This is a genomic window from Catenibacillus scindens (assembly GCF_014202115.1).
Taxonomy (GTDB): domain Bacteria; phylum Bacillota; class Clostridia; order Lachnospirales; family Lachnospiraceae; genus Catenibacillus; species Catenibacillus scindens.
This window is the reverse complement of record NZ_JACHFW010000005.1, coordinates 185,933-197,726: the sequence shown is the minus strand read 5'-3', so window position 1 is coordinate 197,726 and position 11,794 is coordinate 185,933. Positions and strand designations below refer to the sequence as shown.

11 protein-coding genes and 1 pseudogene are annotated in these 11,794 nt (G+C 45.7%); 8 read left to right on the top strand and 4 right to left on the bottom strand.

All coding sequences use genetic code 11. The features are described from left to right. Positions 1 to 129 precede the first annotated feature (129 nt). Positions 130 to 1,011, bottom strand: coding sequence for a sugar phosphate isomerase/epimerase family protein (locus HNP82_RS08390; RefSeq protein ID WP_183773250.1), 882 nt, complete (start codon positions 1,009 to 1,011; stop codon positions 130 to 132). Positions 1,012 to 1,349: 338 nt separating this feature from the next. Here HNP82_RS08390 and HNP82_RS08385 point away from each other — a divergent pair, with 338 nt between their 5' ends. From HNP82_RS08385 to HNP82_RS08365, 5 genes are all read left to right on the top strand, one after another. Next, entirely contained in the window at positions 1,350 to 3,638 is a 2,289-nt protein-coding gene (locus HNP82_RS08385) for a hydratase (protein ID WP_183773248.1), read from the top strand. A 520-nt stretch (positions 3,639 to 4,158) separates the two neighbouring features. Then, on the top strand, positions 4,159 to 4,704 hold the full coding sequence (locus HNP82_RS08380) for a flavodoxin domain-containing protein (RefSeq protein ID WP_183773246.1): 546 nt from the start codon (positions 4,159 to 4,161) through the stop codon (positions 4,702 to 4,704). Beyond that, positions 4,701 to 5,504, top strand: a complete 804-nt coding sequence (locus HNP82_RS08375; protein WP_183773244.1) for a hypothetical protein — start codon at positions 4,701 to 4,703, stop codon at positions 5,502 to 5,504. The genes HNP82_RS08380 and HNP82_RS08375 overlap by 4 nt, the downstream gene beginning before the upstream one ends. A 173-nt stretch (positions 5,505 to 5,677) precedes the next feature. Beyond that, positions 5,678 to 6,505, top strand: coding sequence for a MerR family transcriptional regulator (locus tag HNP82_RS08370; protein WP_183773242.1), 828 nt, complete (start codon positions 5,678 to 5,680; stop codon positions 6,503 to 6,505). A 137-nt stretch (positions 6,506 to 6,642) separates the two neighbouring features. Continuing rightward, positions 6,643 to 7,323, top strand: a complete 681-nt coding sequence (locus tag HNP82_RS08365) for a TIGR00266 family protein (protein ID WP_183773240.1) — start codon at positions 6,643 to 6,645, stop codon at positions 7,321 to 7,323. 50 nt (positions 7,324 to 7,373) lie between these two features. Here HNP82_RS08365 and HNP82_RS08360 read toward each other — a convergent pair whose 3' ends face one another. Together HNP82_RS08360 and HNP82_RS18795 are read right to left on the bottom strand one after the other, a co-directional pair. Further along, a complete protein-coding gene (locus tag HNP82_RS08360; protein WP_330599502.1) occupies positions 7,374 to 8,135 on the bottom strand; it encodes an MFS transporter in 762 nt (253 codons plus the stop codon). 37 nt (positions 8,136 to 8,172) lie between these two features. Next, positions 8,173 to 8,367 (bottom strand): annotated as a pseudogene (locus HNP82_RS18795) (amidohydrolase family protein); the annotation flags it as partial. Between the two features lie 198 nt (positions 8,368 to 8,565). Here HNP82_RS18795 and HNP82_RS08350 point away from each other — a divergent pair. From HNP82_RS08350 to mtnN, 3 genes are read left to right on the top strand one after another with little or no spacing between them, the layout of a single operon-like run. Then, the gene (locus HNP82_RS08350; RefSeq protein ID WP_183773238.1) at positions 8,566 to 9,360 is read left to right on the top strand and encodes a TetR/AcrR family transcriptional regulator; all 795 of its coding nucleotides are present in this window, start codon (positions 8,566 to 8,568) and stop codon (positions 9,358 to 9,360) included. A gap of 59 nt (positions 9,361 to 9,419) precedes the next feature. Continuing rightward, positions 9,420 to 9,908, top strand: a complete 489-nt coding sequence (locus tag HNP82_RS08345) for a GNAT family N-acetyltransferase (protein ID WP_183773236.1) — start codon at positions 9,420 to 9,422, stop codon at positions 9,906 to 9,908. Between the two features lie 38 nt (positions 9,909 to 9,946). Then, a complete protein-coding gene (gene mtnN, locus HNP82_RS08340; protein ID WP_183773234.1) occupies positions 9,947 to 10,639 on the top strand; it encodes a 5'-methylthioadenosine/S-adenosylhomocysteine nucleosidase in 693 nt (230 codons plus the stop codon). A 48-nt stretch (positions 10,640 to 10,687) separates the two neighbouring features. Here the strand turns inward: mtnN and HNP82_RS08335 are convergent, their stop codons facing one another. Continuing rightward, entirely contained in the window at positions 10,688 to 11,764 is a 1,077-nt protein-coding gene (locus tag HNP82_RS08335; protein WP_183773232.1) for a helix-turn-helix domain-containing protein, read from the bottom strand. Positions 11,765 to 11,794 lie beyond the last annotated feature (30 nt).

Here is an 11,794-nt window from a genome sequence, read left to right as displayed (position 1 = left end):
CCGCTTTTGCTGCCAGGCAAATCAAGGGGGCGACAGCAAGGCGTGCTGCCGCCCCGAACTATTATCAGAGCGGGGGAATTTCCCTTGACTATCTGATGATGGGAAGTTTGTCCAGCTTCTCTTGAGCGGCTAAAGGTTTTCTTTCAGCCATGCGCAGTCCTGCGCGATACATTTATCGTGTTCATCGTAAAAGCCTTCGCGCTCAACGATCCAGAAAGCGTCAAAGTCCTGCTCATCCAGGGCTTTTTTTATTTCTTTCCAATCTATGTTGGATTCGGGCGCGCCCATTTTGCACTGTGCCTGGAAAGGCTCTGAATTTGCCGCGTTGGCCCGCTCGATCTCCTCAAGGATCTTCTGGCGCTCTTCAACAGATTTTTCCATAATATTGCCAAAAGCTGCGGCCGGGTCCGGCTGCTGGTCATAGCGGGAGGCCGGCCGGGGGCCGGGACCGGATACTTTGCTGTTTTCTTTTACATGGATGGAGAGAATACGGTTTTTGTATTTGCGGATAAAATAAGGCGGATACATGCCGCCGTTCATGGCCCATCCGCAGTCTAACTGGGAAAAGCATTTGGTACTGTTATCCAGCAGATGCTCTAAAAGGCATTTGCCCTCGTCAAAATAAAATTCCTGGCTGTGATTGTGATAGCCGATCTTAATGCCGTAGGGCCTGGCCATATCGGCCATGGCGTCTAATTCATGGGCCACTTCAATGGCTTCCTGTTTATTGCAAAACGGTGTGCCTGCCCAGATTACTGCTTTTCCTCCAAGGGCGGCCATCTTCTTAACGATCTCTTCCGTGGGCTTTGCGTGGACAGATGTGACTTCAAGGCCGGTTTCCTCAAGCCATCTTTTTATGTCCTCCACGTCATTGTCAAGGTCCGCCGGCAAAAGCTCAACACAGTTAAATCCCAGATCCCGGATAGTTTTAAATTTGTCCAAAAGCGAGGGCCCTAATCCCAGATAGCTGGCGATTCCCCCAAATGAGTATGTACCAATTCCGATCTGCATAAAAATACCTCCTGAAAAATATTTAAGGCAGGAATGTTTGCCTGTGACTATTATTATATTTTTATTGAGGTAAATAAGCAATAAATTTTATAAACGTTTGCACTATAACTTTAAATAAGCCTGCGAAAGTTGCTGTTCGCTGGCTTGCCAGTGAACAGTAGCTAACAACTGTTTCCTAAAGAGATACCGGGAATTAAGGGTTGCAAAAACAATTGAAGGTCAGTATAATAGTAGATAAGTATTGCATTCTTGTATACAATCTTTGCGGCTATATTGTCCGGACTATGATGTGTGACGGGACAAGCTGCCGCGATCAATTTCTTAAAGGAGGTCCCCAAATGATTAAATTACATAATGGCGGAGCATATTTGTTAAATGGCATGGAAATCGTAGACGATAGCCCTGAGGCTGCTCAGGCCATAGCCGCAAAAACAGGATGTTCTGTGACAAAAGAGGAAGCGGCCCAGCAGACCATGGCTTATGGCATTTTAAAAGACCATAATACATCCTCGGATATGAAGAAGTTAAAGATCCGCTTTGATAAACTTACATCCCATGATATCACTTATGTAGGTATTATCCAGACAGCCAGAGCGTCCGGCCTTGAAAAATTCCCTATGCCTTACGTTCTGACCAACTGTCACAACAGTCTCTGTGCCGTAGGCGGAACTATTAACGAGGATGACCATATGTTTGGCCTGACCTGTGCGAAGAAATACGGCGGCGTATTCGTACCTCCCCATCAGGCGGTTATCCACCAGTTTGCCCGTGAGATGCTGGCCGGCGGCGGAAAGATGATCTTAGGATCAGACAGCCATACACGTTACGGCGCCCTTGGTACTATGGCCATCGGAGAGGGTGGACCGGAACTTGTAAAACAGCTTTTAAATAAAACTTACGATATTAATATGCCTGGCGTCGTGGGTGTTTATATGACCGGAAAACCTATCCCAGGCGTTGGCCCTCAGGACGTTGCCCTGGCCATTATCGGCGAAGTTTTTGCCAACGGCTATGTCAACAATAAAGTGATGGAGTTTGTGGGCCCAGGTGTTGAAAATCTCAGCGTGGATTTCCGTATCGGCGTGGATGTTATGACTACAGAAACTACATGTCTGTCTTCTATCTGGAAAACTGATGACGCTGTGAAAGAATTTTATGAGATCCACTACCGTCCGGAAGATTATAAAGAATTGAATCCGGGCAATGTGGCTTACTATGACGGCATGATCGAGATCGACCTGAGTACGATTCGCCCAATGATCGCTATGCCGTTCCACCCAAGCAACACCTACACTATCGAAGAATTAAATGCCAACTTAATGGATATTCTGGATGACTGTGAGAAGAAAGCTCTTGTCAGCCTTGACGGCGCTGTGGACTTTACGCTTAAAGATAAAGTTCACAACGGAAAACTTTATGTGGAGCAGGGAATTATCGCTGGCTGCGCCGGCGGCGGATTTGAAAATATCTGTGACGCTGCTGATATTCTTAAAGGCTCCAGCATTGGTCCGGATGAGTTTACGTTAAGTGTATATCCGGCAAGTACTCCGATTTATATGGAACTGGTTAAAAACGGCGCAGTGGCCACATTAATGGAGTGCGGCGCTATTGTTAAAACCGCTTTCTGTGGTCCATGCTTTGGCGCTGGCGATACACCGGCTAACAATGGGTTAAGTATCCGTCACTCTACACGTAACTTCCCCAACCGTGAAGGTTCCAAGCTTCAAAGCGGCCAGATTGCTTCTGTCGCTTTAATGGACGCCCGTTCTATCGCCGCCACAGCAGCCAATAAAGGCTACCTGACAGCAGCTACCGATTTTGATGTAAATTATACAAAACCGAAATATTTCTTTGACAAGCGCATTTATGACAACCGCGTATTCGACAGTAAGGGTGTGGCTGATCCGAGTGTTGAGATCAAGTTCGGTCCCAATATTAAAGACTGGCCGGCAATGGAAGCATTGACAGACAACCTTGTGCTGAAAGTGGTTTCTGAGATCCATGATCCGGTGACAACAACCGACGAGCTGATCCCATCCGGCGAGACATCCTCCTACCGTTCTAATCCTTTAGGACTGGCAGAGTTTGCTCTCTCCAGAAAAGATCCGGCATATGTGGGCCGGGCCAAGGCTGTCCAGAAAGCAGAAAAGGCAAGAGTGGAAGGCAAGGCTCCGGAAGAAGGCTTTGAAGAGATTGCTCCTGTTCTTGCGGCTATCAGGGCGGCTTATCCGGAGGTTTCCAACGAAAACACCGGTATTGGAAGCACGATCTTTGCTGTGAAGCCGGGCGATGGTTCTGCCCGCGAGCAAGCGGCTTCCTGCCAGAAAGTTCTTGGCGGCTGGGCCAATATTGCCAACGAGTACGCTACAAAGCGTTACCGCTCCAACCTGATTAACTGGGGTATGCTGCCATTCCTTATTGACACCGGCGATCTGCCCTTTAAGAACGGCGATTACCTGTTTATTCCGGCCATCCGCCAGGCTATTTTGGACAAGGCGTCTCAGGTGAAGGCTTATGTTGTGGGAGAAAATGGCCTGTCTGAATTTACACTTCGCCTTGGCGATCTTACCGATGATGAGCGGGAGATCATTCTGAAAGGCTGCCTGATTAATTATTACAGGGATTAATTAAATACAGTAAAAAAATAAGGGGGAAAAGTCCGCAGCTTTTCCCCTTATTTTAGGTAACTATTCCGCCATGCGGCTGGGTTAATAAAAAATACGGCGCAAGTTTACTTGCAGAGGATTTTTTATTAACCCAGACATATGGCGTTTAGCCATAAGCGAGGATTCAGCCGCGCAAGCGGCGGTAAAGCTGCGTTAGCTGCGAGAATCCGAGATGCATGGCTGAATAGTTACTATTTTAGTATTCCAATCTGAAAATGCCATTGAAATATAACGCTTTTTTGGCTGTACTTTAAGTACAGGATTCCTCTGAAAATGAGGAGGAATATATGTCAACAAACTTTAAATAAGTGGAATCCTGTGTTTACAAAAGATAAATAAGGACGGATGGGTAAATGCTATTCTTGGATGAACTGGATATTTTACATGATTTTTACCGATAGCGGGTAGCCTCTTAATGCTGCCCGCTGTATAATTATAGGAAAAATAAGGGATTTATGGACATGTTAAAAGGAGAACAGCAATGAATCAGATTATTATTTATGGAAGCCAATATGGGAGTACATATCGGTATGCGAAACAACTGTCTGAGCTGACAAATATTGCGGCAGTTTGCTATAAGGAGGCTCCGGATCTTTCAGGGATGCACACGATTATCTATATGGGCGGCCTGTATGCGGGGGGCGTCGTGGGCCTGGCGAAAACCTTGAGGGGCTTTTCCATTCAGGATGGACAAAAGCTGATCCTAGTTACAGTTGGGCTGGCCGACCCTAAGGAATCAGAAAACCGGGACAATATCCATACTTCTCTGCAAAAGCAGCTTTCCCCGGAACTGATTGAAAGAGCGAAGGTTTTCCATCTTCGCGGTGGAATAAATTATCAAAAGCTCTCTTTTGGTCACCGGATGATGATGAAACTGTTATACCAATCCTTGCACAGGACGCCCCTGGAAAAACAAACGGCAGAAAATAGGGCGCTCATAGAAACTTATGGAAAACAGGTGGATTTCACGGATTTTTGCGCATTGGAACCGATTATTCAGGAAATACAGAAGGGGGATGCGATATGAATAAGGTCATTAAAAATATTCTGAAAATCCTTCTCGTCGGTTTGGCCACCACCATCGTCCGTATTATCGGTCAACTTTCCATCCCGGCCGGTGAACAGACGGTTCTGGAACCCAGCATTTTCGCGCAGAACGGTACCATGCCGCTGGCGTTTACTGTCTATGGAATTTTCGCTTACTCCCTGATTGCCGCGTTGTTCTTGTTGATTCGGGGCAGGATGACTGGAAACAGTATTTTACAAGGATTAAAATACGGACTTGTCTGCTGCGCGGTGTGGATTGTTTATCTATTAGAACCTTTGCCCCATGTAGCAGTCCTTGACCGCGTTACTTATCCAATCGCCGACAGTGCCGCTTTGATTATTATGGGTTTAATGCTTGGATGGCTGTTTGGAAAATCCGAATGCCGCGCAGATGGGCCCAAAACAGTATTCCCTGTTCTTCCGGTGCTGGCCGTGACTGTCTGCTTTTTTGCCGGGCGGATGATACAATATCTCATCTTTGATACTTACTCTTCCTTTGCTGAAAAAAAGTTAGAAACGGTACTGTGGTGCCTGTTGACAGGTGTTGTAATCTCCTGTGTGATGGCATGGCTGAATCTGCATATCAACAATGAAAATCGGATAATGCGGGCAATGATATTGGGCGGCCTCTTGTTTGGTGTGGATTTGCTACTCTTCAATTTCTTTATGCCACTGGTGTTTAGCGCCGATATTCCTGACCTGATTTTACGAACCTTAGTTGATATCCTGGCAGTGATATTTGGATGCCTGGGATTTTCATATACTAATCTCCGGAAGTAGAATACTAGCTGTGAACCATCGGCCAGAGCAGGCAATACCTTTTGGTTCCACAAGCAAGGGCGATATGCCATCCCTCCACGGAGCGAATATCGGTAAATATTCGAAATCTCTTGACTGTAAACCTTGTTGATACTCTACAATTCAAGTATGATGTAAGAGATGGGAGGATTTTTATGACCATTAAAGAGGTTGAGGAAAAAACCGGACTTGCCCGGTCCAATATACGGTTTTATGAAAAAGAACGGTTGATCTGTCCAAAGAGAAATGAACACAATCAATACAGGGAATACAGCGAGGCAGATGTGGAGGCGCTGAAAAAGATCGCTTATCTGCGCACCCTTGGGCTGCCGGTGGAAGAAATACGGGGAATTATTTCCGGGGAGATCGGGCTGAAGGGAGCGGTGGAGCGTCAGGTGAAGATTTTGGATCAACAGATCAACGATTTAAAAAATGCCCGGCGTTTGTGTGAGAAAATGTCGCAAGACCAAAGTCTCACTTATGCCAGTTTAGTTGTAGAAAGGTATGTTAATGATTTGGATCAGTATTGGAAAAGCAATGAGAAAATGCTGGGGATGGATGCTTTTCGTTTTGTGTCGCTGTGGGGCGGACGCCTTGCCTGGCTGGCAATGCTGGCTATCAGCTTTTTGATTGCTGTGATTGCCTACCCTAAGCTGCCGTCTGAAATTCCCATTCAGTACAGTGCGGGTATGGCAGTGTCAACGGCGGATAAGCTGGCTATATTTGCCTATCCTGGGGGATGTCTTGTTGTCAGGCCGCTTTTCAAAATAATTTTTCGATGGAAAATGGGGTTAAAGTATGGGAGAGTTAATGGAATGATTGCAGATTATCTGACCAACAGTCTGTGCTTTATTCTTTTGTCTGCGGAAATTTTTTGCCTGCTTTTTATGGGCGGGTATGTGAAAAATGCCGGGTTGATGTTTGCGTTAGATGGCTTTATTCTGATGGGGGGACTGGTCATCGGTCTGAGAAAAAAATCTTGATATTTTTCAGGGGACCTTTATAATGAAATTAACAGCAGTTTGGCCTGCGCCATTGGTAAGTCAGAGCCCATCGGATGCGGCTATACCCTGTCCCGTGTGGGGCAGTATTAAAGATAAAAGATGAGGAGGAGAAGGTTATGCGGTATGAAATTAAAGGCGGGGCATTTCCAGTTGTGATCTGCTATCTTGAGAGTGGTGAGCAGATGATTACAGAGAAAGGATCCATGGTATGGCAGTCGCCCAATATCACCATGGATACTACCGGGGGAGGCATTGGGAGAATGTTTTCCAGAGCTTTTTCCGGCGAGAGTATGTTCCAGAATGTGTTTACAGCCCAGGGAGGTCCGGGGATGATTGCTTTCGGCTCAAGCTTTCCGGGGAAGATTATTCCCCTGTCCATTGGCCCCGGTAAAGAAATGGTTTTGCAGAAGAAGGCGTTTCTTGCTTCAGAGGCAGGAATAGATCTGGATATATATTTCAGCAAAAAGCTGGGCGCCGGTTTCTTCGGCGGCGAGGGATTTATTATGCAGAAGCTTTCCGGACAGGGCATGGCTTTTGTGGAGATTGACGGCGAGCTTATCGAGTATGAACTGGCGTCCGGACAGCAGATTATTGTGGATACAGGGAATGTAGCGGGCTTTGAGACAGGGGTGTCTATTGATATCCGTCAGGTGGCCGGCCTGAAAAATAAAATGCTTGGCGGCGAAGGATTTTTCAATACTGTCCTGACAGGGCCGGGCAAGATATGGCTTCAGACCATGCCTATTTCCGGCGTGGCTGATGCCATTAAGCCATTTCTTCCCACCAGCGGCAATTAAAATGAAGAAGCTGCGGACACTTAAACCTCCGCAGCTTCTTCATTTTTAACTTATTTCTTTTCTTCAATGGTCTTTCCCTGATGCCAGTCTTTATTAAAACGGTATTCGTCCACAAAAAGAACGAGGAGCATTGACAGGATGGAGATAATGCCAAAAATGACATAGGAGTAGCGTAAGCTTCCGCCGGTAATATTGGAGACCATGCCGTTGACTACAAAGGAAAAGGCGGATACGGCTCCCTGGATGGGGAAGATTACTGAGTTTACTTTGCTAAATCCCTGGCGGCCAAACACCGATGTTGTCAGGGATGTGGTAAAGTTGGCGGAACCTCCGATGGACATACCGATCATAAAGATGGATAAGTAAACAAGGACGGTATTGTTGGTGGCGTTGGCAAAAAGGGAGAGGGCATACCAGACGCCGAAAATAATCATAGCTTTCTTTGTTCCCATGCGTTCGTCAATAAATCCAATAAAGAAGGAACCTACAAGACCGATACAGGCTACAAGACTTAAAATAAGTGTCGCTTGTGTTCTGGAAAATCCCAGTTCCATATTTCTCAGTACCATCTGGGAGACAACGCCGTTTCCGATGCCATAGCGGCCTACAAGAAATGTGATCAGGGGGACATATGCCACAGAGGCCAGATTATGTCCCATGGTCGTATACCCCATCACAATGCCTTTTTTCTTGGGGAACCATTGGGTCACAAGATCGCCGCCGGAGATATAGCCTGCAGACATAACGCAGCCCACAACGATACACATACAAATGGTATACATGGCGTGGATGAAGATAGATGTAAATTCCAAGTTCCGCGGCTTTTTGAAAAATCGAGCGGTAGGCAAGATCATACGGCGCAGTGTCCCCATAGTTGGAGTGGGTGTGCCAGGCGACAAAATGGTATTCTTTTACACATTTTTCAAGTTCGGCCACAGCCGCGTCCATATTTTTGACGGGAAGTGCCGCACTTCCCAAAATTTTTCCCGGATATTTCTTTGTTAACTCATAGAGAGCGGCGTTGGTTGTCTCACATACTTTTATGCTGAAATGTTTTTGCTCCAGTGGATCAGGTCCGTTTTTGGGTCATATAACGGCGGCTCTTCACGGACAGTCAGAGCCTCAATCAGACTTTGATCATATGCATCCAGAAGGCCACAGGAATGGAGCGATTGTTTCTTGACAGTTTATCATCAGGGGACTAAACTGAATATAATATGATGATTAAAGAGAGGAACCTCAATGGAAAATAATCTTCGGGAAAAAATATTGGAAACAGCTAAAGCGCTTTTTTTAGAAAAGGGCTATAAAAGAACAACGATCAATAATATTGCCAAAGCGGCAGGAATTTCCATATCTACAATTTATCTTCATTTTTCCGGAAAAAAAGAGATTTTTGATACACTAAATATTTCAGAAAATGAGCAGTTGAAGGATATTCAAAATGCTAAAAGAGCGTCTATTATCCAGACGGCCCTGATTTTGTTCGGTGAGAAGGGGTATGATGGAGTGTCCATGGATCTTATCGCCCGCAAGGCCGGATGTTCAAAGGCATCATTGTATCAGTATTTCAGCGATAAAGAGGAACTGTACTCCGCAGTTATGCAGGAAACCCCGTTTTACTATAATTTTCTTGCGATTCAGCCGGAAATTGAAGGAGCGAATCTGGAAGACGCCATTAAAAAAATCGGACTGGCCTATTTGAGAATTTTTGACACGCCGGAACGTATCGCGTTTACCCGTTCTATTATACGTGATTCAAAACAATATCCCCAGGTCAGTAATATTTATCACAAAAACGGGATCGGATATGTGTCCCGCTGTGTGGAGACTGTGTTAAAGAAAAGCAGTATGAAACTGCGTAAAGATGTGGATCTTTATCTGGCGTCAAAGACTTATGTTGGGTCATTGTTCGGTTTTGCCGTACAGTATAAAATTGTTGTGGGAATTGATGTAAAATATTCCGATGAAGAAGTGGTAGAAACGCTGACGAAAATTTTCCTCGGAGGAGTGTTAAATACCGATACGGTTCAGTAAAAAAGTAATCGTGGGCATCCTCCCGGAAGGTTATAATCGTGAATGTGAGGAGAAAGTGTATGCAGATCAGAGAATATCAGCAGGATGACCTGAAAGATATGATCAAAATATGGAATGAAGTCGTTGAGGAAGGCAATGCTTTTCCACAGGAGGAGCTGCTTGACGGGAAAAGCGGAGCAGTGTTTTTTGGAGAACAGACATATACCGGGGTGGCCATGGATCAGGGAAAAATCGTGGGACTTTACATCCTTCACCCCAACAATGTAGGGCGCTGCGGTCATATATGCAATGCCAGCTACGCGGTTGATTCTTCCTTCAGAGGGCAGAATATCGGTGAGAAGCTGGTGAGAGACTGCCTTGAAAAAGCGAAGAAATATGGCTTTACTATCCTTCAATTTAACGCCGTGGTGGAAAGTAATGTGCGGGCCAGACGTCTTTATGAGCGCCTGGGTTTTGTACAACTGGGGACAATCCCTGGCGGATTTATGATGAAGGACGGGCATTATGAAAATATTTGCCCCTATTACATTCTTCTGGGGGATAAATAAAACAGGAAAACATAAACGACAAATGTGGGAGGAAAAAGATGACAGTTGGCATTGTATGTGCGGGAGATGAGGAATTGGCGCCCTTTTTAGGTCTGGTAAAGGACTGGAAAATAACTGAGAGAGCTATGCTAAAGTTTTATCAGGGTGCGTTTAACGGTATGGGTATTGTTGTTCTCTTTTCAGGAGTATGTAAAGTGAATGCTGCCATAGCATCACAACTGCTGATTGATGTGTATGGTACGGATATTATTATTAATTCGGGGACGGCAGGAGGGATGAACCCAGACCTGAAAATTTTTGATACAGTGATTTCTACAGAAGTGTGTTACCATGATGTGGCTCCGGATATTTTAACAGAATTTCATCCATGGATGCCGTCGGTATTTTTTTTGGCGGACTCCAGACTGGTGGAAAAGTCAAAGGCTGCGGTGAAAAAACTTAAACTTTGTGGGAAAGTAATCTGGGGGCGCATGGTCACCGGAGAGTCATTTATTACTGATGAGGGCCGGCAAAAAATTTGTGATAAGTTTGCCCCATTAACGGTGGACATGGAAACGGCGAGTATCGCTCATGTTTATTATGTAAACCGCATTCCTTTTATAGCAATACGCTGTGTTACCGACACAGCCGACCACAACGGCGTTGAGAATTTTGAAGAAAATTGTGCCAGAGCATCCGCCATCGCGAAGGATATTACAGTGGGTCTGTTAAATGAAATCAGCGGTGAGTAACCGGTTTTTCAGAAGGTTAAAATGGATGGCGCCAGGGCGCCGTCCGTTTTAACCTCTTTTAATGTCTGCCGATGACTCTCTCTCCATTGTCTCAATAAACGGTTGGAAAGCGCTGCTCTCCCTGAAAAATGCCATATCCGGGTCATCCTTTAAAATTTGAAGGATATTTTCACGATATTTTTGGGCCAGATCTTTTTCTTGCCTTTTTGTTGTCAGGTGGCGGTACAGAGGACTTTGTTCCGGTTCCCAGGGCTGTTTTATGGCTCTTAACATAGGAATAAGTGTCTGCGCACATTGATCCGGATCTTTCAGGACAGAGTAGAACTGAAAGTGAGCCACATAGCGATTATATTCCCACAGATCCAAAATCTTTGCGAACTGTCTGGAAACCTGGGCGATATACCGGGCGTCGCCGGTTCGGTTTTCTCTCAGCGCGATGTCCATCAGTGTCAGAAGGATTGTCTGGATATTATTGGCGGCGGTTATAAGTCGTTCTTCCTCAGTCCTGGCGGCGTCTTCAAGGTGCCCCTGGGCGATGGAAAGATTGACGGAGAGCTGTTTTTTATCTACAGAAGAAGGCTCAGGCAGCAGTTGAAGGAGCGACTGAACCTGATCATAGTCTTCTTTGACCATGGCCTTGGAGATGAGCATGGAAACCGCCTGATTTTTAATGCTCTCATCAGGGCTGTCCATAACCCGATAGTATAAATCTTCGATTTTGGATGAATATTTGTCAATAAAGTCCTCCTGCGGATTTAACATAAGACTGCCATCGAGCCACAGGGCAATATTTAGCGTCAGAAGATGGCAGGAAGGATATTCTTTCAGTTTGTTAAAGGCTTTCTCAAAAGCACGATCTCTCCCATCCCGGTCGGCAGTTTCAGATAAGTCGTTAATAAACAGGGAAACTTCTTTGGGCGTCAGGTCATCTTTAAATGAGAGAAGGGTGTTTAAATCCGTGTCAAGCAGGCGGGCGATGGGCGGGAGCAGGGTGATGTCCGGGTAGGAAATCCCTTTTTCCCATTTATTGACCGCCGGGGCGCTTACGCCGAGAAGGTCGGCCATCTGTTCCTGGGTTAACTGCTTTTCAATCCGGCGCTGGCGGATAATTTCATTGATTTTCATTGTGTGTGCCTCCTTTGGCTTGCAATAGTC